The organism is Sphingobium sp. SG1 (genome assembly GCF_057063145.1).
In genome coordinates this window covers 13923-36699 of record NZ_JBVVOJ010000004.1, presented here as the reverse complement: position 1 = coordinate 36699, position 22777 = coordinate 13923, and the positions used below count along the sequence as shown (strand labels likewise).

Sequence of the window (22777 nt, the reverse complement as noted above, 5' to 3'; positions counted from 1 at the left end):
CATATCGGTGAGACGAAAAAGGCGACGCCTGTGGGCATCGCCTGTTTCCGTTACGGAATCCAGTCATGACATGACTCGATCCGCAATAGCTGCAATCGGGAACCCGGATAGCGCCCCGAAAGGCGCCGTCTACAGTTCCAGGCCGATCAGCGTACCGCTGCCGATCCGGTCGACATAGCGCTTGCCATCGACCTCCAGCCAGTCCGGCGTCACTTCCAGCCGGCGCCCGTTGATCGTGGTCCGCAGATGCTCGACCGCAAGCCGGTTGCGCGCAACGATACGCAAAACGCACAATCCGTCGCCCCGCGCCGCCATCATCGAATAGCGGTCGCCACGCAACAGGAAATGCCAGCTGCCGTCATGCGGCTTCCATTCATTGCCATCGATCACCTGCATCGGCGTGCCGTCGGCCGCGCCCAGTCTGACGCTGATCCGCGTCGCCCCCATGGATCGGCGCGGCGGCGCGAAGATCAGGATCGGCTCGCCATCCAGGGTGATGGGAATCGGCGTATCGCGCAGCATCCGCGATCCACCGACGATCAATTGCGGCAATTCGTTGGAGAAGGGCAGGCGATCGCGCGCGAAGTGGCGCTGGCGTACCACCGGATTGGCATGGAAGCTGTGGACCTGATTCGCGGTCAGCCGCCCCTCTTCCACCAGTCCATGACAGGTCGGGCAGAGCAGCGTCGCCCCCGGCCCGTCTGGCAGCCCCAGATAACGATAGATGGTGACCCCGCAGCGCACGCAGGCAAAGCCGCAGGACTGCCGAATCTCGGCCCGCTGATCGGCCGTCAGTTCCGGCAACAGCGGCATTACGCGCAAACCCACCATCAAGGCGCCCCCTTTTTCCCGCCGTCCGCCTGATGCAGATCGACGTTGCTTGTTCCTGGCGTCCTCGTGCGGTGGAAAGCTCTGCCGGCCCCTGGGCTCCTATTGGTTAAAATAAATGCGCCCAAGTCAAGGGCCTAGACATTATGTTCGACAAGAAAATGGCGGATTTCGTGCGCTTTCCGTGCGCGCCGCCCCTGCCCGACCGCTCAGCGCTGGGGCAGAAGGTCCAGGTTGCGGGCCGCCGCAATCGCCCGAATCCGGCCCGGTCGTGGCATGTTGCGGATCGCGATTTCCGCTACGTCACCGGCGCTGAACAGCTCCACATTGCCGACGTCGAACAGCCGCTGGCCGAAGGTCTGCGTGATCCGTACGCTGCGGATGCTGGACAGCGCCACCTCGGTCCGCTGCTTGGCCAGCAAGCCACGCTCCAGCAGCACCTCGCGCTCGCTCAGCGCCAGCCGCTCGCCCTTGTGCATCACCCACCACACGCCGATCGCCAGGATGCCGACCACCGAAACCAGCAGCAGCAGGAACAGGAAGGGATGCGCCCGGACCATCGCCGGATGCTCGTCATACAGCCATGCTTCGCTCACGCCGCCTCCTTCGTCTGGCTTCCGCGGTTTTTCACCATGCCCCCGGCGCGGCGTCAAGGCGCCGTCCGCCGCCCCCTGTTCAACCGCCATGGTTAACCAAAAATTTCCCAATATTTACTAGCGATAGCCTCCGATTGGGGATGAATCATGGCCTATAGCCTGCATGATATTGGTGACGAAGACCGGGACCGTTCCGGCCATTGGCTGAATGACAAGCAGGATCAGCGCCGCGCCATCGTGCCGCTACGCCTCATCCTCATCGCCCTGTTGATGGGGGCCCTCCTCCTGGTCCTGATGCGCCATGTGCTGCCCGCGTCGACGACGGCTTCAGCACCATCCATCGACGCCCCCGCCACCATATCCACCCGTTTTGCCGCTTGTGACGATCTGGACGGCCAGGCCTGCGTCCTTGCCACCGACGCCTATGCCTATCAGGGCCGTCGCTACCATCTCGCCGACATCAGCGCGCCGCGTCTCGAAGGCGCTGCCTGCCCGCAGGAAGCCGCCCTTGCCCGCGCCGGCCGCACCGCGTTGCAGGGCATGCTGAACGGCGGCAGCTTCGAAGCCCATGCCGACCCCGCCGACAGTGACCCGACCGCCCGCATCCTGCTGCGCGACGGTGTCTCGCTGGGCCAGCTTCTCATTCTCAAACATTATGCCCGTCCCTGGTCGGCCAAGCCAATCGACTGGTGTGCGGCCGGCTAAGACCGCTATCCCGCAAGGAGGCAAAGGCGGGACGTTCCAGATTGGGACCGACAGCGCCCGTATCCGCCATTTGCGCATTACGCGTTAACCAAGAAAATATCCCATTCGTTGCTCCATCATTGCTATGAAGCATCATGGTCGAAACGAAGCCGAAACGGACAAGGCTGACGGAGCTGGACGCGTTGCGCGGGATCGGCGCCTTGTGCGTGCTGGTCTTCCATTATTCGACCCGCTTCCATGAGTTGTTCCCGCAGGCCAGCCATGTGCCCTTCAGCTTTCCCGGCGGCAATTACCGCGTGCTGCTGTTCTTCACCATTTCCGGCTTTGCGATCTTCTTCACGCTGGACCGGATCGGCACGGTGGCCGACTTCATCGTCAACCGTTTCGCCCGCCTCTATCCCGCCTATCTGGTGGCGATGCTGGTGACGCTGTCGATCGAATATCTGGCCCAGGCGACCCAGTTGCTGGTCGGCCCCTTTGCGATTCTCGCCAATCTGACGATGCTTCAGGGCTTTGCCTTCATTCCTGAAGTGGACGGCGCCTATTGGACGCTGACGGTGGAGATCGCCTTCTATTTCTGCATGGTCTCGATCTGGAAATGGATCGGCCTGCGGCATCTGGAACCGACGCTGGTGGTCTGGCTGATCCTGCGCTGGGTGATGCAGCTCTGGCCCGACATCGTGCCCGAACGGGTCGTGATGCTGCTGGTGCTGCGCTATACGCCCTTCTTCATCATCGGCATGCTGGCCTACCGCATCTGGGCGGGACAGCGCAGCTGGCAGCAACAGGCGCCCTATGCCGCGCTGGCCCTGCTATCGATCGCGACCATGGAAACATGGGACGTGGCGATCGTCGGCCTGGTGCTGATGGTGACCTTCGCAGCGCTGATCCGCAACCATCTGCGCTTCCTGGCGATCCGGCCGCTCGTCTGGATGGGCGGAATCAGCTACAGCTTCTACCTGATCCACCAGCATGTCGGTTTCGTCGTCATGCTGGAAATCGCCAGGGCCGGTTACAGCCCCTGGATCGGCTTTGCCGCCGCCTTCCTCGTCGCGCTGACGCTCGGCACGCTGATCAACCGCCTGGTCGAGCGACCGGTGGGAGAGATCATCCTGCGCTGGTGGAAGAAGCGGCGACGGGCGCCCGGTCCGCTTGCGGAAATCGCGCCGAGCGGATGAGGGCGCTGCCGCAGCGGCAGCGCCCCCTCGCCATCAGGGCTGCGCGACCGGCGCGGCTGCGGCCGCATTTTCGGGCAGGCCGCCCAACTGCGTCACCAGTTTCGTATAGGCGTCGAGATAGGCGAGCACTATCACCTGACCGATCTCGGTATTCTGGTAGCCGCCGCCGCCTGCGCCGGCAAAACCGCCCCACCAGCTCGACCCGCCGCTCGCGTTGAAGCTCAGGTCCGACTTGCGGGCATAGCCTTCGGTCAACGCCTCTTCCTCGGTGGTGCGGGCATTGACGACCGAAAGGGTGACATTGGCCTCGCTCTTCTTGACGTTGATGCCACCGGCGATCCGGCCCCAGGTGCTGCCACCCATGAAGCCGCCGAGCACGCCGCCCAGCGAATTGCCGCCGCTGTTGCGGTTGGACGAGACGATATCCGGCTCCAGGAAATAATCCGCCGCCTTCACCTGGCCACGGCCCAGATTGCTGTTCGCCTGCAATTCGCCATTGTCAGCCATGGCGCGTTCCATGTTGCGGCTCGCCATCGACCGGCCTCGATTGACGAGGCCAAAGCAGCCCGACTGCTGCACGAAGATCTTCAGGATCGCCTCGGGGCTGCCCAGATTGAGTTCGCGCCACCACTGATTGTCGGGCTCGACGATCGCGACGGTGCCAAGGCGGCGGGTGCAGCGCGGGATCTCCGCCTGCTTTCGCGACTGTTCCTGACGGGCCGACGAACCCTTTTCGGCAGCCATCGCCATCGGCGCGGCCGAACCAAGGCAGACCGCAGCCGCAGTCAGCATCTTCAATACACGCATTTTCAAAAACCCCGTTTCCTGTCTGGTCGAGAGAAATTGGTGCGCCCCGGATATTTTTCTGGAACGTAACACAGCCGCAGGGGGCTTCCAAGCAAAGGGGGTTAATGACGATGCTTGTCATCGCACGGCAATTTCGCATGCCATGCACTACGTGATCCTGCTGACAGCGCCCGCAACTGCTGCTATCGGGCGCCGATGACCGACCTGTCCCATATCCGAAACTTTTCGATCATTGCGCATATCGACCATGGCAAGTCGACGCTGGCCGATCGCCTGATCCAGCGCACCGGCGGCCTGACCGACCGTGAGATGAGCGCGCAAGTCCTTGATAACATGGACATCGAAAAGGAGCGCGGGATCACCATCAAGGCGCAGACCGTGCGCCTCGACTATACCGCCAAGAATGGCGAGACCTATGAGCTCAATCTCATGGACACGCCGGGCCATGTCGACTTCGCCTATGAAGTGTCGCGGTCGCTGGCCGCGTGCGAGGGCGCGCTGCTGGTCGTCGACGCCGCGCAGGGCGTGGAAGCGCAGACGCTGGCCAATGTCTATCAGTCGATCGAGCATGATCATGAGATCGTGCCGGTGCTGAACAAGATCGACCTGCCCGCCGCCGAGCCGGAAAAGGTGCGTGCGGAAATCGAGGAGGTGATCGGCCTCGACGCGTCGGAAGCGGTGCTGGCCAGCGCCAAGTCCGGCATCGGCATCGACGACATCCTGGAAGCGATCGTCACCAAGATCCCGGCGCCCAAGGGCGACCGCAACGCGCCGCTGGAGGCGATGCTGGTCGACAGCTGGTACGACCCCTATCTGGGCGTCGTCATCCTGGTGCGCGTCGTCAACGGCGTCATCAAGAAGGGCCAGGCGATCAAGTTCATGATCGGCGGCACCGAGCATCTGATCGATCGCGTCGGCTGCATGCGCCCCAAGATCGAGGCGCTGCCGGAACTCGCCGCCGGCGAAATCGGCTTCATCACCGCGCAGATCAAGGAAATCGCCCAGACCCGCGTCGGCGACACGATCACGACCGTGAAGAATGGCGCCGCCAAGCCGCTGCCGGGCTTCAAGGAAGTGCAGCCGGTGGTATTCTGTGGCCTGTTCCCGGTCGATGCCAATGATTTCGAGAAGCTGCGCGAGTCGATCTCGAAGCTGCGCCTCAATGACGCCAGTTTCTCGTTCGAGATGGAAACCTCGGCCGCGCTCGGCTTCGGCTTCCGCTGTGGCTTCCTGGGCCTGCTGCATCTGGAAATCATCCAGGAGCGGCTGAGCCGCGAATATGATCTGGACCTGATCACCACGGCGCCGTCGGTCGTCTATGACATGCACATGAAGGATGGTCGCACCCTTCACCTGCACAATCCGGCCGACATGCCCGATCCCAACCATATCGAGATGATCGAGGAGCCCTGGATCGAGGCGGTGATCTACTGCCCCGACGAATATCTCGGTTCGATCCTGAAGCTTTGCCAGGACCGTCGCGGCATCCAGAAGAACCTCACCTATGTCGGCGGCCGCGCCCAGGTGACCTATGAACTGCCGCTCAACGAAGTGGTGTTCGACTTCTATGATCGCCTGAAGAGCATCAGCCGTGGCTATGCCAGCTTCGACTATCACCAGATCGGCACGCGCGAGGGCGACCTCGTCAAGATGAGCATCCTCGTCAACAACGAGCCGGTCGATGCGCTGTCGATGATCGTCCACCGCTCGGCCGCCGAAGCGCGCGGCCGCCACATGTGCGAGCGCCTCAAGGATCTGATCCCCCGCCACCTGTTCAAGATCCCGATTCAGGCGGCGATCGGCGGCAAGGTGATCGCGCGCGAGACGATCGCGGCGATGCGCAAGGACGTCACGGCGAAATGCTATGGCGGCGACATCACCCGCAAGAAGAAGCTGCTGGAAAAGCAGAAGGAAGGCAAGAAGCGGATGCGCGAATATGGCAGCGTCCAGATTCCGCAGGAAGCCTTCATCGCCGCCCTGCGCATGGGCGACGAGAATTAAGCATCATCCATCGGGGTGGAGGCCATCGGGCTTCCACCCCGATTTGCTTCTGCCTGCCGGCGCAGTCGTGCTTCAGCCCTTGCTGTCGGCCGCCCGCTTATAGCCGTCGAGTTGCTCCACCAGCACCTTGTCGACGATCGGCGCGATCGGCGCCAGGCCAGCGCGCATATAACCGCCCACCGAATAGGTCAGCGTCACATGGCTGCCGCCCGGCGCGGCCGCAATGGCGAAGTCCAGCACGCCGGTCACGGCTTCGCTCTGCAGCGGCCCCAGAGCCCCGCTCAGCCGCAATCGCTGGCCCGGTGCCGCATAGATGACCCGCGCATGTTCGATGCCGCCTGAGGCGCCCTTTCCGCTCTTGTCGGGAAGGGTCTCGCAGAAGCAACCCCCGGCCTTCGCCTGCAGCACCATGTTGCGCGCATCGCCGCTATAGGTGTGCGCGCTGTTCCACCAGCGCCCCGGCTCTGCCAGCAGCGCATAGGCCGCGTCGGGCGCCATGGCCACGTCCACGCTCGCCTGCACGACAAAGCCGGCATCGCTGCTGGCAACCACCCCACCCTGTCCGGGCGCGGCCGCCAGCGCCATGCCGGCGCCTGTCAGTATCAATCTGATTGGATAGGCCATGTCCCCTCCCCGCCTTGTCGTCGGGGAGGGAGAATAGCTCAGGCCGGAACGCCGTCCAAGATAGCGACGATCGCGCCGCTGACATCGTTCATGTCGGCCATGCCGTCGACGCGGCTGACGATGCCGCGCGCTTCGTAGATCGGCAGGATCGGTGCGGTCTTGGCGCGATATTCGGCCATGCGGGTGCGCACCGTTTCCTCATTGTCGTCGGGACGACGCTTGAATTCGTGCCCGCCGCACTTGTCGCACGTACCCTCGACCTTGGGCTGCTTGAAGACATCATGATAGCCTTCGCCGCAGGTCGCGCAGGTGAAGCGGCCGGTGATGCGCTCGACCAGCGCATCCTCGTCCACTTCCAGCTCGATCACATGATCGAGCGTACGGCCGCGATCGGCAAGGATGGTGTCGAGCGAATGGGCCTGGGCCTCGGTCCGCGGATAGCCGTCGAAGATCACGCCGGTATCGGCCGCCAGCGCATCAAGCGCTTCGCCGATGATGCCCGAGACGACCTCGTCCGGCACCAGCGAACCCGATTCCATCAGCGCCTTGGCCTGAAGGCCGACCGGAGTCCCCGCCTTCACCGCAGCCCGCAGCATGTCGCCGGTCGACAGCTGAACCATGCCACGGCTGTCGACGAGCCGCGTGGCCTGGGTGCCCTTGCCGGCACCCGGAGGACCAAGCAGAATGATATTCATTGCGCGCATTCTCCCCTTGTACTTGCGCTTGCCTGTCTGCGCCCCCTTAGCGCAGACGGCCCTTCAGCTTCGCCTTCTTGATCAGATCCCCATATTGATGGGCAAGCAGATGGCTCTGGATCTGGGTCACGGTATCGACCGTAACATTGACGACGATCAGCAGGCTAGTCCCACCAAGGTAGAAGGGAATTCCCGCCCGGGCGATGGCAAATTCCGGCACCAGACAGATGAAGGCCAGGTAGGCGGCACCGATCACGGTGATCCGGGTCAGGACATAATCGAGATAATTCTCGGTATTCTTGCCCGGACGGATGCCCGGAATGAAGCCGCCATTGCGCTTCAGATTGTCGGCCGTCTCTTCCGGATTGAACACCACGGCGGTGTAGAAGAAGCAGAAGAAGACGATGCCCAGGCCATAGAGGCCCATGTAGAAGGGGCTGCCGTGCGACAGATACTGGTTGATCGTCAGCACGATGCTGCTCCAGCGGCTGTCGTCGTCCGCCTTCACGCCCATGAACTGCGAGATGGTCAGCGGCAGCAGCAGCAGCGAGCTGGCGAAGATCGGCGGGATCACGCCCGCGGTGTTGACCTTCAGCGGCAGGTGGCTGCGATCGGCCTGCATCAGGCCCTGGCGCGTCTGGCGCTTGGGATACTGGATCAGCACCCGGCGCTGCGCCCGTTCCATGAAGCAGATGAAGGCAATCAGACCAAAGCCCAGCACGACGACCAGGAAGATGACCAGGCCCGAGATCGAGCCTTCGCTGCCCGACTTGAACAGGTTGCTCAGCGTCACCGGCAACTGCGCGACGATACCGGCCATGATGATCAGGCTGGTGCCGTTGCCGATACCGCGCGAGGTGATCTGCTCACCCAGCCACAGCAGGAACATGGTGCCGCCGATCAGCGAGATGATCGCCGAGACGACGAACAGCATGCCGGGGTCCACGACCACGCCCTGCGCCTGCCAGTTGGCGGCGGCGGCATAGCCCTGCACGGCGGTCAGGCCGACGGTGCCGTAGCGTGTATACTGGTTCAGCTTCTTGCGGCCGCTCTCGCCTTCCTTCTTGATCGCCGCGAGCTGCGGCGAGAGGGAAGCGGCCAGCTGCACCACGATCGACGCGGTGATATAGGGCATGATGCCGAGCGTGATGAGGCTCGCGCGCGACAATGCACCACCCGAGAAGGTGTTGAAGATGTCGAGGATGCCACCGGCCGACTTCTGCGACCAGGCCGCGAGCGCGGTGGGATCGATACCCGGCAGCGGCACGAAGCTGAGGAAGCGGAAGACGATCAGCGCGCCGAGGGTGAACCACAGGCGCTTCTTGAGGTCGGTCGCCTGGCTGAACTTCGCGAGGCTGAGATTGGATGCGAGCTGGTCGGCTCTCGATGCCATTGTGGCTGCCCTTCAAATCATTCTTGCCGGAGCCATCGGGCTCCGTGGCGGAATCGCTACCCCCTTAGCGGGGCGGGAAGACCATGTCGAACGGGAGTTGCCGCCGTTGCGACGAACATATGCTCCCCCCGATACACATAGCCCCGCCAACCCATATCGGGCAGCGGGGCCGTGCTTGCAAGTCTCGGGCGAGACTTAGGCCTTGGCGGCCTTCTTGGCGGCAAGGGCGGTGCCCTTCTTCGCCTTGGCCTTCTCGGCTGCCGGGACGACTTCGATCACGTCCAGCTTGCCACCGGCCTTGGCGACCGCTTCGACGGCGCTCTTCGAGGCACCGGCGACCAGGAAGCTGACCTTGGCGGTCAGTTCGCCCTTGGCGAGAACGCGGACGCCATCCTTGCCACCACGGGCCAGGTTGGCTGCCTTGAGCGCAGCATGGTCGATGACGGCAGCGGCGTCCAGCTTGCCGGCGTCGATCGCGGCCTGCACTTCACCCAGGTTCACGATCGCATAATCGTTGGCGAAGATGTTGTTGAAGCCGCGCTTCGGGATGCGCATGTGGAGCGGCATCTGGCCACCCTCGAAGCCGTTGATGCTGACGCCCGAGCGTGCCTTGGCACCCTTCTGGCCGCGACCGGCGGTCTTGCCCTTGCCCGAGCCGATACCGCGGCCGACGCGCATACGACCCTTGCGGGCACCGGCATTGTCGTTGATTTCGTTCAGTTTCATGTTCGCACTCGCTTTCGCTTTTGTCGCGCTGATCCCGTGCGGGATCATCTAAAGGAAGCGCCCGTTAGCGCTTCCGCTGAAAAAACGAAAGAGGGGTTTCCCCCTCTTTCGCTTCATTTCGTCGGATCGAAAGGGCTTAGCCCTCGACCACTTCCACCATGTGGGGGAGCTTCTTGATGGCACCGCGGACTTCCGCCGTGTCTTCCAGCTCGACCACGCGATGCATCTTGCCAAGGCCCAGGCCGATCAGAATCTTCTTCTGGCTTTCGGGGCGACGGATCGGCGAACCGATCTGCTTGATCTTGATCTTCGCCATGTCAGTTACTCCGCAATCGCTTCGGCGTCAGCCTGCGCGACTTCGGCCGAGGCACCACCGCGACGCAGAAGGTCAGCGACCTTCTTGCCACGACGCTGCGCCACCGACTTGGGGCTGGCCTGCTCGCCCAGCGCCGCGAAGGTCGCACGGATCATGTTGTAGGGGTTCGAGGTGCCGTTCGACTTGGTCACGACGTCAGCGACGCCGAGGCTTTCGAACACGGCGCGCATCGGACCGCCGGCGATGATGCCGGTACCGGCCGGAGCCGAACGGACAGTCACCTTGCCAGCACCGAAGTGGCCGAGGCCGTCATGGTGCAGGGTGCGGCCTTCCTTCAGCGGAACGCGAACCATGGCCTTCTTGGCCGAAGCGGTCGCCTTGCTGATGGCTTCAGGCACTTCGCGCGCCTTGCCATGACCGAAACCGGCGCGGCCCTTGCCGTCGCCGACGACGACCAGAGCAGCGAAACCGAAGCGCTTACCGCCCTTGACGGTCTTCGAGACGCGGTTGATGTGAACCAGCTTCTCGATCAGCTCTTCGCCCTGTTCCTCGTCACGATTGCCGCCACGGCGGTCGTCGCGACGGCCACGGCCGCCACGCTCGCCACGGTTGCGGTCACCGCCACGGCCACGGCCACGGCCGGGACCACGACCTTCGGTCTGAGCCTCGGCACCCTCGACGGGCGCGACGACTTCGTTGGTGTTTTCGTCAGCCATGATCAGAACTCCAGCCCGCCTTCACGGGCGGCATCGGCCAGCGCCTTGACGCGGCCATGGAACAGGAAGCCACCGCGGTCGAACACGACCTTGGTGACGCCGGCCGCCGTAGCAGCGGCAGCGACGCGCTTGCCGACATCGGCAGCGGCTTCGGAAGAGGCGCCGGTCTTGCCCAGAGCCTTCGAGCCAACATCCTTGTCCAGGGTCGAAGCGGCGGCGACGGTGGTACCGGCGACGTCGTCGATGATCTGGGCGTAGATGTGACGGCCCGAACGATGGACGCTGAGGCGCGGGCGGGTGCCCGAAACAGCCTTGAGCGCGGTGCGAACGCGGCGACGACGCCGCGCGAAGAGGGAAAGCTTAGCCATCTTACTTCTTCTTCCCTTCCTTGCGGAAGATGAATTCGCCGGCGTACTTGATACCCTTGCCCTTATAAGGTTCGGGCTTGCGCCAGCGGCGGATCTCGGCGGCGACCTGGCCTACCTGCTGCTTGTCGATGCCGCTGATCTCGACCGTGGTGTTATCCGGGGTCTTGATCTCGATGCCTTCCGGAATCTCGAAATCGACGTCGTGGCTGTAGCCGAGCTGCAACTTCAGGGTCTTGCCCTGCGAGTTCGCACGGTAGCCGACACCGGTGATCAGCAGCTTCTTCGAGAAGCCCTGGGTCACGCCGGTGATCAGGTTCTGGATCAGGGTACGCTGCATGCCCCAGAAAGCGCGAGCGCGCTTGCCGTTGTTGGCGGGCTTTACAGCGATGCTGCCTTCTTCGACGGTGTAGGTCACTTCGTCGGCCAGCGGCATGGCGAGGGTGCCCTTGGGCCCCTTCACCGACAGCTGACCGTCAGCGATCGACGCGGTCACGCCCGCAGGCACGGTGACCGGCTTCTTGCCAGTGCGGCTCATCAGAACACCTCCGCCAGCACTTCGCCGCCGACATTCTGTTCACGCGCTTCGGCGTCGGACAGAACGCCCTTGGGCGTCGAGACAATGGTGATGCCCAGGCCGTTGCGGATCACCGGCAGTTCCTTGGAACCGGAATAGACGCGGCGACCAGGCTTGGACACGCGGGCAACATGCTTGATCGCAGGCTGGCCCTCGAAATACTTCAGCTCGATGCGCAGGCCGGGGTGATTGCCGAGGGTTTCCTCGGAATAACCACGGATATAGCCTTCGCGCTGCAGCACGTCGAGCACGCGGGCACGGAGCTTGCTGGCGGGGGACACAACGCTGTCCTTCTTCGCCTGCTGCCCGTTACGGATGCGGGTGAGCATATCACCCAGGGGATCGGTCAATGCCATCTCAAATGATCCTTACCAGCTCGACTTGGTGACGCCGGGGATCAGGCCCTTGTTGGCCAGATCACGCAGCTGCACGCGGCAGAGACGGAATTTGCGGTAGTAAGCGCGCGGGCGGCCCGTCAGTTCGCAGCGGTTGCGAATGCGGGTCGGGTTGCCGTTGCGGGGGACTTCCGCCATCTTCAGACGCGCAATCAGACGCTCGGTGTCGTCGAGAGCGGTATCGGCTGCGATCGCCTTGAGCTTCGCATAGCGGCCGGCATACTTCTTCACCAGCTTCTTGCGGCGCTCGTTCTTGTTGATCGAACTCAGTTTCGCCATGACTTAAGTTCTCTTCCTTAGCTTAAGCGTTGGGAGAGAAGCGGGGCCTGTTAGGCCGCCTGCTTCTCTTCAATCGGGAAGGGGAAGCCGAAGAGGCGCAGCAGTTCGCGCGCTTCGTCGTCAGTCTTCGCCGTGGTGGTCACGATGATGTCCATGCCACGCACCTTGTCGATGCGGTCATAGTTGATCTCGGGGAAGATGATCTGCTCCTTGATGCCGAAGGCATAGTTGCCACGGCCGTCGAAGCTCTTCGGGTTGAGACCACGGAAGTCGCGCACGCGCGGCAGGGCAATGTTGATCAGGCGATCAAGGAATTCATACATGCGCTCGCGGCGCAGCGTGACCTTGGCACCGATCGGCATGCCTTCACGCAGCTTGAACTGCGCGATCGACTTCTTCGCCTTGGTGATGACCGGCTTCTGGCCGGCGATCAGTTCCATTTCCTCGGCGGCCGAAGTGACCTTCTTCTTGTCCTGCGTGGCTTCACCGACGCCCATGTTGAGCACGATCTTCTCGATCTTCGGGATTTCCATCACATTCTTGTAGCCGAACTTCTCGACCATCGCCTTCACGATGGCGTCGTCGTAGATCGACTTCGAGCGCGGAATATACTTGTCGGCCATTACAGCACCTCACCGGACTTGACGGCGACGCGGACCTTCTTGCCGTCGCGGTCCTCGAAACGGACGCGGGTCGGCTTGCCATCCTTGTCGGCGACAGCGACGTTCGAAATGTGCATCGGGGCCGGCTTGCGGTCGATGCCACCCTGCGGGTTCGACTGGTCGGGCTTGCGATGCTTCGCATGCACGTTGATGCCTTCGACCAGGACCTTGTCGTCCTTCGGCATCACCTGGAGGACGGCGCCGGTACGGCCCTTGTCCTTGCCAGCCAGGACGACGACCTTGTCGCCCTTCTTGATCTTAGCAGCGCTCATTACAGCACCTCGGGAGCGAGCGAGATGATCTTCATGTGCTTCTTGGCGCGCAGCTCGCGAACGACCGGGCCAAAGATACGGGTGCCGATCGGCTCCTCGTTCTTGTTGATAAGCACAGCGGCATTGCCGTCGAAGCGAATCACGCTGCCATCAGCGCGACGCACGTCCTTGGCGGTGCGCACGATGACGGCGCGATGCACGTCACCCTTCTTCACCTTACCGCGCGGAGCAGCTTCCTTGACGGAGACGACAATGATGTCGCCCACGCCGGCGAAACGCCGCTTCGAGCCGCCCAGCACCTTGATGCACTGGACGCGCTTGGCGCCGCTGTTGTCCGCGACGTCAAGATTGGATTGCATCTGGATCATGGATCCGGTTCCTTCTTATTTGGCCTACCGGGACTATCCCGGCGGTTCCGAATTTCGTGAGTCGACCCGGTGAATCGAAATGCACGAAGCGCGGGCCTGTACCTCCTCCCGAAGGAAAAGGCCAGCCCCGCGTCCGAACTTTTTCGACTCTAGAGTCGGTGACTGCCCTTAGGCCGCCGATTCCGGCGACTTGTGGGTGTCCACACGCTCGATGACCTTCCAGGTCTTGAGCTTGGAAATCGGAGCGGTCTCTTCGATACGGACCGTTTCGCCTTCCTTGTAGACATTGCCCTCGTCATGGGCATGGTACTTCTTCGACCGGCGGATGATCTTGCCGTAGAGCGCATGCTTAACCTTGCGCTCCACGCGAACCACCACCGTCTTGTCGGTCTTGTCGGAAACCACCGTTCCCGTCAGCACGCGCTTGGGCATCGTGTGTTTCCTTTACTTCGCGGCCGAGCGCGAACGCTCGGTCTGCAGGGTCTTGATCTGCGCGATCGAACGACGGACTTCACGAACGCGGCTGGGCTTTTCCAGCTGGTTGGTGGCCGCCTGGAAACGCAGATTGAACTGCTCGCGCTTCAGGTTGTTCAGCTCGGTCGACAGTTCGTCGTCCGACTTGGTCTTGAGGTCTGCAACGTTGGCCACAGCTTAACCCTCCAGGTGCGAGGTGTCGCCGAGGCGGGCAACGACCTTCGTCTTGATGGGCAGCTTCATCGCGGCGCGCGAGAAGGCCTCTGCTGCGAGCGGACCGGGAACGCCGTCCAGTTCGAACAGGATACGGCCGGGAGCGACGCGAGCCGCCCAATATTCGACCGAACCCTTGCCCTTGCCCTGGCGGACTTCAGCCGGCTTCTTGGTGACCGGAACGTCGGGGAACACGCGGATCCACAGACGACCCTGACGGCGCAGGTGGCGCTGGATCGCGCGGCGAGCCGCTTCGATCTGGCGCGCGGTGATCCGCTCGGGCTCCAGAGCCTTGAGACCGTAGGCGCCGAAGTTCAGCGCAGTGCCGCCCTTCGCATCGCCCTTGATCCGACCCTTGAAGGTCTTGCGGAACTTCATCTTCTTCGGTTGCAGCATGACGCTATTACCTTCTTATTCTCAGCGCGCCGGGCGCACGCCGGAGGTCTGAGCCTCCAGCATCAGCCGGTCGGTAGCCATCGGATCATGGCCGAGGATCTCGCCCTTGAAGATCCAGACCTTGATGCCGCAAACGCCATAGGCGGTGTGCGCCGTGGCTTCGGCATAGTCGACGTTCGCACGCAGGGTGTGCAGCGGAACGCGGCCTTCACGATACCATTCGACACGCGCGATCTCCGCGCCGCCCAGACGGCCGCCGCAGGTGATCTTGATGCCTTCTGCGCCCAGACGGAGAGCCGACTGCACCGCACGCTTCATGGCGCGACGGAAGGCAACGCGGCGTTCCAGCTGGTCGGCGATGCCCTGTGCGACGAGCTTCGAATCGATTTCCGGCTTGCGGATTTCGACGATGTTCAGCGACACGTCCGACGAGGTGAAGGCACCCAGCTTCTTGCGAAGCTTTTCGATGTCTGCACCCTTCTTGCCGATGATGACACCGGGACGGGCAGCGTAGATCGACACGCGGCACAGCTTGGCCGGACGCTCGATCACGACCTTCGAGATCGCGGCCTGCGGCAGGTTCTTCATGATGTACTGGCGGATCTTGAGATCTTCCAGCAGCAGGCGACCATAGTCGGCGCCTTCGGCGAACCAGCGGCTGTCCCAGGTACGGTTGATCTGCAGACGCAGACCGATCGGGTTGCTCTTGTGACCCATGTGCTTACGCCTCCGCTTCTTCGCCAGCTTCACGCACGACGATGCGCACGCGGCTGAAGGGCTTGAGGATCCGGGTCGACTTGCCGCGGCCGCGAGCGTGGAAGCGCTTCAGGGTGAAGCTCTTGCCCACCGATGCTTCCGCGACGACCAGGGCGTCGACGTCCAGATTGTGGTTGTTTTCCGCATTGGCGATGGCCGAAGCCAGCACCTTGCGCACGTCGACAGCCATCGCCTTCTTCGAGAAGGCGAGGATGTTGAGCGCGTCCTCGACCTTGCGGCCGCGGATCAGCGTGGCGACCAGGTTCAGCTTCTGGGCCGAACCACGGATCTGCGTGCCGACGGCGAGCGCTTCATTGTCGGCGACGCGACGGGGAGCCTTTTCCTTGCTCATTAGCGCTTGCCCTTCTTGTCGGCAGCGTGACCGGGGAAGAAGCGGGTCGGAGCGAATTCGCCCAGCTTGTGACCCACCATATCCTCGTTCACGAGAACCGGAACATGCTTGCGGCCGTTATAGACGTTGAACGTCAGGCCAACGAACTGCGGCAGGATGGTCGAACGGCGCGACCAGGTCTTGATCGGACCCGAGCGGCCATTGCTTTCCTGCGCGACTTCCGCCTTCTTCAGAAGGCTGAGGTCCACGAACGGACCTTTCCAGACGGAACGAGCCATCTCGCTTACCTCTTCTTCTTCGCGTGGCGGCTACGGATGATGAACTTGTCCGTTGCCTTGTTGTGACGGGTGCGCGCACCCTTGGTCGGCTTGCCCCACGGGGTGACCGGGTGACGGCCGCCCGAGGTCCGGCCTTCACCACCACCATGCGGGTGATCGACCGGGTTCTTCGCAACACCGCGCGTCAGAGGACGGATGCCGTTCCAACGGTTGCGGCCAGCCTTGGCAAGGTTGGTGTTGCCATTGTCGGGGTTCGACACGGCGCCAACGGTGCCCATGCAGTCCGAACGGATGTAGCGCTGCTCACCCGACGACAGACGCACCATGACCATGCCACGATCGCGACCGACCAGCTGGGCATAGGTGCCTGCCGAACGGCAGAGCTGCGCGCCCTTGCCCGGCTTCATCTCGATGTTGTGGATGATCGTGCCGACCGGCATCTGACCCAGTTCCATCGCATTGCCCGGCTTCACGTCGGTCTTCTTGCCCGCGATGACCTTGTCACCGGGAGCCAGACGCTGCGGCGCAATGATGTACGCCTGCGTGCCGTCGGGATAGTTGACCAGCGCGATGAAGGCGGTGCGGTTGGGGTCATATTCCAGACGCTCGACCGTACCTTCAACGTCCCACAGGCGACGCTTGAAGTCGATGATACGATAGCGCTGCTTGTGACCGCCACCGATACCACGCGAAGTGACATGGCCCTTGTTGTTACGACCACCGGTCTTGCGCTTGCCTTCGGTCAGCGCCTTGACGGGCTTGCCCTTGTGCAGGCTCGACTTGTCGACGAGGATCAGGCCGCGCTGGGCCGGGCTCGTCGGATTATAGTGCTTGAGTGCCATCTATCTCGCCTCAAATACCGGTGGTGACGTCGATGGACTGACCTTCGGCCAGCGTGACGATCGCCTTCTTCACGTCGTTGCGCTTGTAGGGCTTGCCCTTCCAGCGCTTGACCTTGCCCTTCTGCACCAGCGTGTTGACCGCCTTGACGGTCACGCCGAACAGCGCCTCGACGGCAGCCTTGATCTCAGGCTTCGATGCGTCGTTGGCGACCTGGAAAACAACGGCGTTGTTTTCCGAGAGAAGGGTCGACTTCTCGGTGATGACCGGCGCGACAACGACGTCGAAGTGACGGTTGTCCACGGTCGCGGCTTCTTTCTTAGCCATTGAAACGGGCCTCCAGCTTTTCGACCGCGGCGCGGGTGAGCACCAGCGAGTCGGCCTTCAGGATGTCGTAGACGTTGGCACCAACGGCCGGCAGCAGGTTGACGCCGACGATGTTGGCCGAAGCCTTGGCGAAGCTGACGTTCACGGCGTCGCCGTCGATGAACAGAACCTTGTTCAGGTTCAGCTTGGCCAGGTTGGCGACCAGCGCCTTGGTCTTGCCTTCGGCAACGTCGAGATTGTCGAGAATGATCAGCGAACCATCCTTGACCTTCGACGACAGCGCCATCTTCAGACCCAGCGCGCGAACCTTCTTGTTCAGCGAGGGGTTGAAGTCGCGAACGCGGGCACCGTGAGCCTTACCACCGCCGATGAAGACGGGAGCGCGGCGATCGCCGTGACGAGCGGTACCGCCGCCCTTCTGGCGACCGAACTTCTTGCCGGTACGAGCGACATCCGAACGCTCGCGCGTGCCGCGGGCAGTGCCACGACGCTTTTCGAGCTGCCAGGTGACGACGCGGTGCAGAATGTCGGCGCGGGGCTCGAGGCCGAAAACGGCATCGTTGAGTTCCAGCTCACCGGCAGCTGCGGCGTCGAGGGTCTGTACATTGACCTTCATGGTTTAGCCCTCCTGGCCTTCGGTCGCTTCGGGAGCGGCCGCTTCCGCGGGCGTCTCGGCCGGCGCGGCATTGCTGTTTGCAGCCTGCTTCAGGCTGGCGGGATAGGGCGCGTCGGCGTGACGGGGAACCTTCACGGCGTCGCTGACGGTCAGCCAGGTGCCCTTGGCGCCCGGAACCGAACCCTTGACGAACAGCAGACCACGCTCGACGTCCGTGCGGACGATCTCGAGATTCTGCTGGGTCCGCTCGCGATCACCCATGTGACCGGCCATCTTCTTGTTCTTGAAGACGCGGCCCGGATCCTGACGGTTACCGGTCGAACCATGCGCACGGTGGCTGATCGACACGCCGTGGGTGGCGCGCATACCGCCGAAGCCCCAGCGCTTCATAGCACCGGCAAAGCCCTTACCCTGGGTGTGACCGGCAACGTCGACCAGCTGGCCAGCGACGAAGTGGTCAGCGGCGATTTCGGCGCCGACGTCGAGGAGCGCATCCTCGGCGACGCGGAATTCGACCAGACGCGCCTTCGGTTCAACTTCCGCCTTGGCGAAGTGACCGCGCTGCGGCTTGGCGACATTCTTGGCCTTGGCAACGCCAGCGCCCAGCTGAAGGGCGACATAACCGTCGCGCTCGACTTCCTTACGTGCGACGACCTGCGTACCCTCAAGGCTGAGGACCGTGACGGGGACGTGACGTCCGTCGTCCTGGAACAGGCGGGTCATCCCGACTTTCTTAGCGATCACGCCAGTGCGCATCACTGATTACTCCCATAGAGGCCCGCCATAGCAGCGGGCGTATCCAACGAAAAAACCGCTCAGCATCTCTGCTTCGCGGCCCAACCCAATGTATAGATCACCCCGTCCGGGTTGGATGCCGATCCCTCTCGGGAAAGGCGACGGGGGACCAGGACCACGCGCCTTGGCCGGTTCACCGGCGGGCCGTGCGGTATCCCTTGTGTCGTTTGAGCTTCCGCCTCTCCAGAGAAGAGGAACAGAATACCCGATACCCCGCCTACCTTGCGGAAGGCGGGGACTTGCCGACCTTAGGCCAGCTTGATTTCGACGTTCACGCCGGCAGCCAGGTCCAGCTTCATCAGCGCGTCGACCGTCTGCGGCGTCGGCTGCACAATGTCAAGCATACGCTTGTAGGTGCGGACTTCGAACTGCTCGCGCGACTTCTTGTCGATGTGCGGACCACGGTTGACCGTGAACTTTTCGATGCGCGTCGGAAGAGGAATCGGACCGCGAATGAGGGCGCCGGTGCGGCGGGCGGTTTCGGCGATGTCGCCGGTCGCCTGATCGAGCACGCGATGATCGAACGCCTTAAGGCGAATGCGGATGTTGCTGTCCATTGTTCCTGTACCGATGCGAAAGAGCCAATAACCAGCGCATTTTCATGAATCAGCCGGAGCAGCCGTTGATTTACAAAAACACGCCAACAAAAAAAATATCCGCCCCGTCTTGCCCTTCTAGCTCATTCGAGCCGGAGAAAGGCGATCCGGGGCGGGTAAAAAACTTCAGCGGCGCGAATCGGGCGATTCGCGCCGCTGCGGTCCTATATTACTTCGAGATCGTGCCGACAACCCCTGCGCCGACGGTACGACCGCCTTCACGGATTGCGAAGCGCAGACCCGAGTCCATGGCGATCGGAGCGATCAGCTTGACGCCGAGCTTCACGTTGTCGCCAGGCATGACCATCTCAGTGCCCTCGGGGAGGATCACTTCGCCGGTCACGTCGGTGGTGCGGAAGTAGAACTGCGGACGATAGTTCGCGAAGAACGGGGTGTGACGGCCGCCTTCTTCCTTCGACAGCACGTAGACTTCAGCGTCGAATTCGGTGTGCGGGGTAACCGAGCCGGGCTTGGCCAGAACCTGACCACGCTCAACTTCTTCACGGCCCACGCCACGGATCAGCGCACCGATGTTGTCGCCGGCCTGGCCCTGGTCGAGCAGCTTGCGGAACATTTCGACGCCGGTGACGGTGGTCTTCTTGGTGGGCTTGATGCCGACGATTTCGACTTCTTCACCAACCTTGACGATGCCGGTTTCGACGCGGCCGGTCACGACGGTACCACGACCCGAGATCGAGAACACGTCTTCGATCGGCATCAGGAAGGGCTTGTCGACCGGACGGTCGGGCTGCGGGATCCAGCTGTCGACGGCAGCCATCAGCTTCAGAACGGCGTCGTGGCCGATTTCCGGGGTCTTGTCCTGCAGGGCAGCGACAGCCGAACCGGCGATGACGGGGATGTTGTCGCCGTCGAAGTCGTACGAGCTCAGCAGCTCGCGGATTTCCAGCTCGACCAGCTCGAGGATTTCAGCGTCGTCGACCAGGTCGACCTTGTTCATGAACACGACCAGCTGGGGAACGCCGACCTGCTTGGCGAGCAGGATGTGCTCACGGGTCTGCGGCATCGGGCCGTCGGTGGCCGAAACGACCAGGATCGCGCCGTCCATCTGGGCGGCACCGGTGATCATGTTCTTGACGTAGTCAGCGTGACCCGGGCAGTCGACGTGCGCGTAGTGACGGGCTTCGGTCTCATATTCGACGTGGGCGGTCGAGATGGTGATGCCGCGCTCGCGCTCTTCGGGAGCCTTGTCGATGTTGTCGTACGAGGTGAAGGTCGCACCGCCGGTTTCGGCGAGAACCTTGGTGATCGCCGCGGTCAGCGAGGTCTTACCATGGTCAACGTGACCGATGGTGCCGATGTTGCAGTGCGGCTTATTCCGCTCAAACTTAGCCTTAGCCATTTTATCCTACCTTCTAATCAAAATCAGCTTGGGTCTGACCGCTCGGCCGCGCCTCGCGAAGGCGCGTCCATAGCAGCATATTCACAGATTACCAGCCCCTATCCGAGCCGATTGCACGGCCCGGACAGGGAAACTCGTCAGGCCATCTTCGCCTTGACTTCGTCCGCAACATTCTGCGGCACTTCGTCATAGTGCGAGAAGATCATCGAGTAGTTCGCGCGGCCCTGGGTGAAGGAACGCAGCGAGTTCACATAGCCGAACATGTTGGCCAGCGGGACCATCGCCTCGACCACCTGCGCGTTGCCGCGCGTATCGGTGCCCTGGATCTGGCCACGACGGCTGTTCATGTCGCCGATGACGTCGCCCAGATATTCTTCCGGGGTCACGACTTCGACCTTCATGACCGGCTCGAGCAGGGTGATGCCCGACTTCTGCGCCGCTTCGCGCATCGCGGCGCGGCCGGTGATTTCGAACGCCAGCGCCGACGAGTCGACGTCATGGTACGCACCGTCATAGAGCAGCACTTCGAAGTCGATGATCGGGAAGCCGATCAGCGAACCGGTGGCAGCGGTTTCGCGCATGCCCTTTTCGATCGCGGGGATATATTCCTTGGGAATGTTACCGCCCTTGATCTCGTCCTTGAAGACGAAGCCCGAACCACGCTCGCCGGGGGTCAGCTTGACCTTGATACGGCCGAACTGACCGGTACCGCCCGACTGCTTCTTGTGGGTGTAGTCGACGTCGACGGCCTTCTTGAGATATTCGCGATAGGCCACCTGCGGCGCACCGACATTCGCCTCGACCTTGAACTCGCGCTTCATGCGGTCGACCAGGATTTCGAGGTGAAGTTCGCCCATGCCCTTGATGATAGTCTGGCCCGATTCGTGATCGGTCGAGACGCGGAACGAGGGATCTTCGGCGGCCAGGCGGTTGAGGGCAACGCCCATCTTTTCCTGGTCGGCCTTGGTCTTGGGCTCCACCGACAGTTCGATGACCGGCTCGGGGAATTCCATCCGCTCCAGGATGATCGGCTGGCGCTCGGCGCACAGCGTATCACCGGTGGTGGTTTCCTTCATGCCGGCCAGCGCGACGATGTCGCCGGCATAGGCGGTGTCGATGTCTTCACGGCTGTTCGCATGCATGAGGAGCATACGGCCGATCTTTTCCTTCTTGTCCTTCACCGAGTTCAGGTAGGTGCCCTTGGTCAGGGTGCCCGAATAGATGCGCAGGAAGGTCAGCGAGCCGACGAACGGGTCGTTCATGATCTTGAACGCCAGGCCCGAGAAGGGCGCGTCGTCCGAGGTCGGACGGCTGTCGGGGGTTTCGCCGTCCATCTTGACGCCCTGGACGTCTTCGATGTCGAGCGGGCTCGGCAGATAGTCGACGACGGCGTCGAGCAGCGGCTGAACGCCCTTGTTCTTGAACGCCGAACCGCACAGCACCGGCACGAAGGCATGACCCAGCGTACCCTTGCGGATCAGCTTCTTGAGGGTCGCGGTGTCGGGCAGATTGCCTTCCAGATAGGCTTCCATCGCAGCATCGTCCTGCTCGACGGCAAGTTCGATCAGCTTTTCGCGATATTCGGCAGCCTTGTCGGCGAGGTCGGCCGGAATTTCTTCATAGTAGAATTCGGCGCCCAGGCTCTCATCCTTCCAGATGATCGCGCGGTTCTCGACCAGGTCGACCAGCCCCTTGAAGTCCGACTCTGCGCCGATGGGCAGATACAGGACGGCCGGGGTCGCGCCCAGACGGTCGATGATCGTCTGCACGCAATAATAGAAGTCGGCACCGGTGCGGTCGAGCTTGTTGATGAAGCACATCCGCGGAACCTTGTACTTGTCCGCCTGGCGCCACACGGTTTCCGACTGCGGCTCAACGCCGGCAACGCCGTCGAACGCGGCGACCGCACCGTCGAGCACGCGCAGCGAGCGTTCGACTTCGATGGTGAAGTCGACGTGGCCGGGGGTGTCGATGATGTTCAGGCGGTGGTCGTTCCAGATGCAGGTCGTTGCAGCCGAGGTGATGGTGATACCACGCTCCTGCTCCTGCTCCATCCAGTCCATGGTCGCGGCGCCGTCATGGACTTCGCCGATCTTGTAGGACTTGCCGGTGTAGTAAAGGATACGCTCGGTCGTGGTGGTCTTGCCGGCGTCGATGTGCGCCATGATACCGAAATTGCGATAGCGTTCGAGCGGATGGCTGCGGGCCATGATGCTTCTCCGTTGCCGGCGCGCCGGCGGTTGGGGATTCGTTAATTCTGCGCGTGGCCCC

The 22777-nt window shown here is 62.7% G+C and carries 32 protein-coding genes; 3 read left to right on the top strand and 29 right to left on the bottom strand.

What is annotated here, in order from left to right:
- Positions 1–129: 129 nt before the first annotated feature.
- The gene (locus AC0KVN_RS10870; RefSeq protein ID WP_010337301.1) at positions 130–813 is read right to left on the bottom strand and encodes a hypothetical protein; all 684 of its coding nucleotides are present in this window, start codon (positions 811–813) and stop codon (positions 130–132) included.
- Positions 814–1037: 224 nt separating this feature from the next.
- Positions 1038–1424 (bottom strand): PH domain-containing protein, encoded by a 387-nt coding sequence (locus tag AC0KVN_RS10865; RefSeq protein WP_004208693.1) that lies wholly within the window; start codon positions 1422–1424, stop codon positions 1038–1040.
- Positions 1425–1571: 147 nt separating this feature from the next.
- Between AC0KVN_RS10865 and AC0KVN_RS10860 the strand changes: the two genes are divergently transcribed.
- Together AC0KVN_RS10860 and AC0KVN_RS10855 are read left to right on the top strand one after the other, a co-directional pair.
- Positions 1572–2129: a nuclease gene (locus tag AC0KVN_RS10860; RefSeq protein ID WP_435566943.1), complete on the top strand. Its 558-nt coding sequence runs from the start codon at positions 1572–1574 to the stop codon at positions 2127–2129.
- A 134-nt stretch (positions 2130–2263) separates the two neighbouring features.
- A complete protein-coding gene (locus tag AC0KVN_RS10855) occupies positions 2264–3307 on the top strand; it encodes an acyltransferase family protein (RefSeq protein WP_435566942.1) in 1044 nt (347 codons plus the stop codon).
- Positions 3308–3340: 33 nt separating this feature from the next.
- On the opposite strand, the gene AC0KVN_RS10850 is transcribed toward AC0KVN_RS10855, so the two are convergent.
- The gene (locus AC0KVN_RS10850; RefSeq protein WP_017499622.1) at positions 3341–4114 is read right to left on the bottom strand and encodes a CsgG/HfaB family protein; all 774 of its coding nucleotides are present in this window, start codon (positions 4112–4114) and stop codon (positions 3341–3343) included.
- A 195-nt stretch (positions 4115–4309) separates the two neighbouring features.
- On the opposite strand from AC0KVN_RS10850, the gene lepA reads away from it, so the two are divergent.
- Positions 4310–6115 carry a translation elongation factor 4 gene (lepA, locus tag AC0KVN_RS10845; protein WP_037510832.1) on the top strand — a complete coding sequence of 602 codons (1806 nt, stop codon included), beginning with the start codon at positions 4310–4312 and terminating at the stop codon, positions 6113–6115.
- A gap of 72 nt (positions 6116–6187) precedes the next feature.
- Here the strand turns inward: lepA and AC0KVN_RS10840 are convergent, their stop codons facing one another.
- The 26 genes from AC0KVN_RS10840 to fusA all read right to left on the bottom strand — a co-directional run bounded on the left by AC0KVN_RS10840 (position 6188) and on the right by fusA (position 22716).
- On the bottom strand, positions 6188–6739 hold the full coding sequence (locus AC0KVN_RS10840; protein WP_435566941.1) for an ATPase: 552 nt from the start codon (positions 6737–6739) through the stop codon (positions 6188–6190).
- Positions 6740–6777: 38 nt separating this feature from the next.
- Positions 6778–7434, bottom strand: coding sequence for an adenylate kinase (locus AC0KVN_RS10835; protein WP_004208699.1), 657 nt, complete (start codon positions 7432–7434; stop codon positions 6778–6780).
- A 46-nt stretch (positions 7435–7480) separates the two neighbouring features.
- Positions 7481–8827, bottom strand: a complete 1347-nt coding sequence (secY, locus tag AC0KVN_RS10830) for a preprotein translocase subunit SecY (RefSeq protein WP_004208701.1) — start codon at positions 8825–8827, stop codon at positions 7481–7483.
- A 195-nt stretch (positions 8828–9022) separates the two neighbouring features.
- The gene (gene rplO, locus AC0KVN_RS10825; protein ID WP_004208702.1) at positions 9023–9553 is read right to left on the bottom strand and encodes a 50S ribosomal protein L15; all 531 of its coding nucleotides are present in this window, start codon (positions 9551–9553) and stop codon (positions 9023–9025) included.
- Between the two features lie 136 nt (positions 9554–9689).
- The gene (gene rpmD / locus AC0KVN_RS10820) at positions 9690–9869 is read right to left on the bottom strand and encodes a 50S ribosomal protein L30 (RefSeq protein ID WP_010337294.1); all 180 of its coding nucleotides are present in this window, start codon (positions 9867–9869) and stop codon (positions 9690–9692) included.
- A gap of 5 nt (positions 9870–9874) precedes the next feature.
- Complete coding sequence (rpsE, locus tag AC0KVN_RS10815) at positions 9875–10585, bottom strand: 30S ribosomal protein S5 (protein ID WP_435566940.1); 711 nt, start codon at positions 10583–10585, stop codon at positions 9875–9877.
- Between the two features lie 2 nt (positions 10586–10587).
- Positions 10588–10953 (bottom strand): 50S ribosomal protein L18, encoded by a 366-nt coding sequence (rplR, locus tag AC0KVN_RS10810; protein WP_004208705.1) that lies wholly within the window; start codon positions 10951–10953, stop codon positions 10588–10590.
- A gap of 1 nt (position 10954) precedes the next feature.
- Positions 10955–11488 (bottom strand): 50S ribosomal protein L6, encoded by a 534-nt coding sequence (gene rplF / locus AC0KVN_RS10805; RefSeq protein WP_004208706.1) that lies wholly within the window; start codon positions 11486–11488, stop codon positions 10955–10957.
- The gene (gene rpsH, locus AC0KVN_RS10800; protein ID WP_004208707.1) at positions 11488–11883 is read right to left on the bottom strand and encodes a 30S ribosomal protein S8; all 396 of its coding nucleotides are present in this window, start codon (positions 11881–11883) and stop codon (positions 11488–11490) included. The genes rplF and rpsH overlap by 1 nt, the downstream gene beginning before the upstream one ends.
- A gap of 12 nt (positions 11884–11895) precedes the next feature.
- Positions 11896–12201 carry a 30S ribosomal protein S14 gene (gene rpsN, locus AC0KVN_RS10795; RefSeq protein WP_004208708.1) on the bottom strand — a complete coding sequence of 102 codons (306 nt, stop codon included), beginning with the start codon at positions 12199–12201 and terminating at the stop codon, positions 11896–11898.
- A gap of 50 nt (positions 12202–12251) precedes the next feature.
- Positions 12252–12824, bottom strand: coding sequence for a 50S ribosomal protein L5 (gene rplE / locus AC0KVN_RS10790; RefSeq protein WP_010337292.1), 573 nt, complete (start codon positions 12822–12824; stop codon positions 12252–12254).
- Positions 12824–13135, bottom strand: coding sequence for a 50S ribosomal protein L24 (rplX, locus tag AC0KVN_RS10785; RefSeq protein ID WP_004208710.1), 312 nt, complete (start codon positions 13133–13135; stop codon positions 12824–12826). The genes rplE and rplX overlap by 1 nt, the downstream gene beginning before the upstream one ends.
- On the bottom strand, positions 13135–13503 hold the full coding sequence (rplN, locus tag AC0KVN_RS10780) for a 50S ribosomal protein L14 (protein ID WP_004208712.1): 369 nt from the start codon (positions 13501–13503) through the stop codon (positions 13135–13137). The genes rplX and rplN overlap by 1 nt, the downstream gene beginning before the upstream one ends.
- Before the next feature lie 168 nt (positions 13504–13671).
- A complete protein-coding gene (gene rpsQ / locus AC0KVN_RS10775; protein WP_004208713.1) occupies positions 13672–13935 on the bottom strand; it encodes a 30S ribosomal protein S17 in 264 nt (87 codons plus the stop codon).
- 12 nt (positions 13936–13947) lie between these two features.
- Positions 13948–14151 (bottom strand): 50S ribosomal protein L29, encoded by a 204-nt coding sequence (gene rpmC, locus AC0KVN_RS10770; protein WP_004208714.1) that lies wholly within the window; start codon positions 14149–14151, stop codon positions 13948–13950.
- 3 nt (positions 14152–14154) lie between these two features.
- The gene (rplP, locus tag AC0KVN_RS10765; protein WP_004208715.1) at positions 14155–14586 is read right to left on the bottom strand and encodes a 50S ribosomal protein L16; all 432 of its coding nucleotides are present in this window, start codon (positions 14584–14586) and stop codon (positions 14155–14157) included.
- A 21-nt stretch (positions 14587–14607) separates the two neighbouring features.
- Complete coding sequence (gene rpsC / locus AC0KVN_RS10760) at positions 14608–15303, bottom strand: 30S ribosomal protein S3 (protein WP_004208716.1); 696 nt, start codon at positions 15301–15303, stop codon at positions 14608–14610.
- Positions 15304–15307: 4 nt separating this feature from the next.
- Positions 15308–15694: a 50S ribosomal protein L22 gene (gene rplV, locus AC0KVN_RS10755; protein ID WP_004208717.1), complete on the bottom strand. Its 387-nt coding sequence runs from the start codon at positions 15692–15694 to the stop codon at positions 15308–15310.
- Positions 15694–15972: a 30S ribosomal protein S19 gene (rpsS, locus tag AC0KVN_RS10750; protein ID WP_004208718.1), complete on the bottom strand. Its 279-nt coding sequence runs from the start codon at positions 15970–15972 to the stop codon at positions 15694–15696. The genes rplV and rpsS overlap by 1 nt, the downstream gene beginning before the upstream one ends.
- 5 nt (positions 15973–15977) lie before the next feature.
- Positions 15978–16814, bottom strand: coding sequence for a 50S ribosomal protein L2 (gene rplB / locus AC0KVN_RS10745; RefSeq protein ID WP_004208720.1), 837 nt, complete (start codon positions 16812–16814; stop codon positions 15978–15980).
- Positions 16815–16824: 10 nt separating this feature from the next.
- Positions 16825–17139 (bottom strand): 50S ribosomal protein L23, encoded by a 315-nt coding sequence (locus tag AC0KVN_RS10740; RefSeq protein WP_004208721.1) that lies wholly within the window; start codon positions 17137–17139, stop codon positions 16825–16827.
- Positions 17132–17755, bottom strand: coding sequence for a 50S ribosomal protein L4 (gene rplD, locus AC0KVN_RS10735; RefSeq protein ID WP_004208722.1), 624 nt, complete (start codon positions 17753–17755; stop codon positions 17132–17134). Before rplD ends, AC0KVN_RS10740 begins: the two co-directional genes overlap by 8 nt.
- Before the next feature lie 3 nt (positions 17756–17758).
- The gene (gene rplC, locus AC0KVN_RS10730; protein ID WP_004208723.1) at positions 17759–18511 is read right to left on the bottom strand and encodes a 50S ribosomal protein L3; all 753 of its coding nucleotides are present in this window, start codon (positions 18509–18511) and stop codon (positions 17759–17761) included.
- Positions 18512–18798: 287 nt separating this feature from the next.
- Positions 18799–19107 carry a 30S ribosomal protein S10 gene (gene rpsJ, locus AC0KVN_RS10725; protein ID WP_004208724.1) on the bottom strand — a complete coding sequence of 103 codons (309 nt, stop codon included), beginning with the start codon at positions 19105–19107 and terminating at the stop codon, positions 18799–18801.
- 208 nt (positions 19108–19315) lie between these two features.
- Positions 19316–20506, bottom strand: a complete 1191-nt coding sequence (gene tuf / locus AC0KVN_RS10720; protein WP_004208725.1) for an elongation factor Tu — start codon at positions 20504–20506, stop codon at positions 19316–19318.
- A gap of 137 nt (positions 20507–20643) precedes the next feature.
- Complete coding sequence (gene fusA, locus AC0KVN_RS10715) at positions 20644–22716, bottom strand: elongation factor G (RefSeq protein ID WP_004208726.1); 2073 nt, start codon at positions 22714–22716, stop codon at positions 20644–20646.
- Positions 22717–22777 lie beyond the last annotated feature (61 nt).

What these genes read in the sequence shown, in the direction of transcription:
- AC0KVN_RS10870 (WP_010337301.1), bottom strand. Translation starts at nt 813, where the DNA reads ATGCCGCTGTTGCCGGAACTGACGGCCGATCAGCGGGCCGAGATTCGG.
- AC0KVN_RS10860 (WP_435566943.1), top strand. Translation starts at nt 1,572, where the DNA reads ATGGCCTATAGCCTGCATGATATTGGTGACGAAGACCGGGACCGTTCC.
- AC0KVN_RS10855 (WP_435566942.1), top strand. Translation starts at nt 2,264, where the DNA reads ATGGTCGAAACGAAGCCGAAACGGACAAGGCTGACGGAGCTGGACGCG.
- AC0KVN_RS10850 (WP_017499622.1), bottom strand. Translation starts at nt 4,114, where the DNA reads ATGCGTGTATTGAAGATGCTGACTGCGGCTGCGGTCTGCCTTGGTTCG.
- lepA (WP_037510832.1), top strand. Translation starts at nt 4,310, where the DNA reads ATGACCGACCTGTCCCATATCCGAAACTTTTCGATCATTGCGCATATC.
- AC0KVN_RS10840 (WP_435566941.1), bottom strand. Translation starts at nt 6,739, where the DNA reads ATGGCCTATCCAATCAGATTGATACTGACAGGCGCCGGCATGGCGCTG.
- AC0KVN_RS10835 (WP_004208699.1), bottom strand. Translation starts at nt 7,434, where the DNA reads ATGAATATCATTCTGCTTGGTCCTCCGGGTGCCGGCAAGGGCACCCAG.
- secY (WP_004208701.1), bottom strand. Translation starts at nt 8,827, where the DNA reads ATGGCATCGAGAGCCGACCAGCTCGCATCCAATCTCAGCCTCGCGAAG.
- rplO (WP_004208702.1), bottom strand. Translation starts at nt 9,553, where the DNA reads ATGAAACTGAACGAAATCAACGACAATGCCGGTGCCCGCAAGGGTCGT.
- rpmD (WP_010337294.1), bottom strand. Translation starts at nt 9,869, where the DNA reads ATGGCGAAGATCAAGATCAAGCAGATCGGTTCGCCGATCCGTCGCCCC.
- rpsE (WP_435566940.1), bottom strand. Translation starts at nt 10,585, where the DNA reads ATGGCTGACGAAAACACCAACGAAGTCGTCGCGCCCGTCGAGGGTGCC.
- rplR (WP_004208705.1), bottom strand. Translation starts at nt 10,953, where the DNA reads ATGGCTAAGCTTTCCCTCTTCGCGCGGCGTCGTCGCCGCGTTCGCACC.
- rplF (WP_004208706.1), bottom strand. Translation starts at nt 11,488, where the DNA reads ATGAGCCGCACTGGCAAGAAGCCGGTCACCGTGCCTGCGGGCGTGACC.
- rpsH (WP_004208707.1), bottom strand. Translation starts at nt 11,883, where the DNA reads ATGGCATTGACCGATCCCCTGGGTGATATGCTCACCCGCATCCGTAAC.
- rpsN (WP_004208708.1), bottom strand. Translation starts at nt 12,201, where the DNA reads ATGGCGAAACTGAGTTCGATCAACAAGAACGAGCGCCGCAAGAAGCTG.
- rplE (WP_010337292.1), bottom strand. Translation starts at nt 12,824, where the DNA reads ATGGCCGACAAGTATATTCCGCGCTCGAAGTCGATCTACGACGACGCC.
- rplX (WP_004208710.1), bottom strand. Translation starts at nt 13,135, where the DNA reads ATGAGCGCTGCTAAGATCAAGAAGGGCGACAAGGTCGTCGTCCTGGCT.
- rplN (WP_004208712.1), bottom strand. Translation starts at nt 13,503, where the DNA reads ATGATCCAGATGCAATCCAATCTTGACGTCGCGGACAACAGCGGCGCC.
- rpsQ (WP_004208713.1), bottom strand. Translation starts at nt 13,935, where the DNA reads ATGCCCAAGCGCGTGCTGACGGGAACGGTGGTTTCCGACAAGACCGAC.
- rplP (WP_004208715.1), bottom strand. Translation starts at nt 14,586, where the DNA reads ATGCTGCAACCGAAGAAGATGAAGTTCCGCAAGACCTTCAAGGGTCGG.
- rpsC (WP_004208716.1), bottom strand. Translation starts at nt 15,303, where the DNA reads ATGGGTCACAAGAGCAACCCGATCGGTCTGCGTCTGCAGATCAACCGT.
- rplV (WP_004208717.1), bottom strand. Translation starts at nt 15,694, where the DNA reads ATGAGCAAGGAAAAGGCTCCCCGTCGCGTCGCCGACAATGAAGCGCTC.
- rpsS (WP_004208718.1), bottom strand. Translation starts at nt 15,972, where the DNA reads ATGGCTCGTTCCGTCTGGAAAGGTCCGTTCGTGGACCTCAGCCTTCTG.
- rplB (WP_004208720.1), bottom strand. Translation starts at nt 16,814, where the DNA reads ATGGCACTCAAGCACTATAATCCGACGAGCCCGGCCCAGCGCGGCCTG.
- AC0KVN_RS10740 (WP_004208721.1), bottom strand. Translation starts at nt 17,139, where the DNA reads ATGGCTAAGAAAGAAGCCGCGACCGTGGACAACCGTCACTTCGACGTC.
- rplD (WP_004208722.1), bottom strand. Translation starts at nt 17,755, where the DNA reads ATGAAGGTCAATGTACAGACCCTCGACGCCGCAGCTGCCGGTGAGCTG.
- rplC (WP_004208723.1), bottom strand. Translation starts at nt 18,511, where the DNA reads ATGCGCACTGGCGTGATCGCTAAGAAAGTCGGGATGACCCGCCTGTTC.
- rpsJ (WP_004208724.1), bottom strand. Translation starts at nt 19,107, where the DNA reads ATGGACAGCAACATCCGCATTCGCCTTAAGGCGTTCGATCATCGCGTG.
- tuf (WP_004208725.1), bottom strand. Translation starts at nt 20,506, where the DNA reads ATGGCTAAGGCTAAGTTTGAGCGGAATAAGCCGCACTGCAACATCGGC.
- fusA (WP_004208726.1), bottom strand. Translation starts at nt 22,716, where the DNA reads ATGGCCCGCAGCCATCCGCTCGAACGCTATCGCAATTTCGGTATCATG.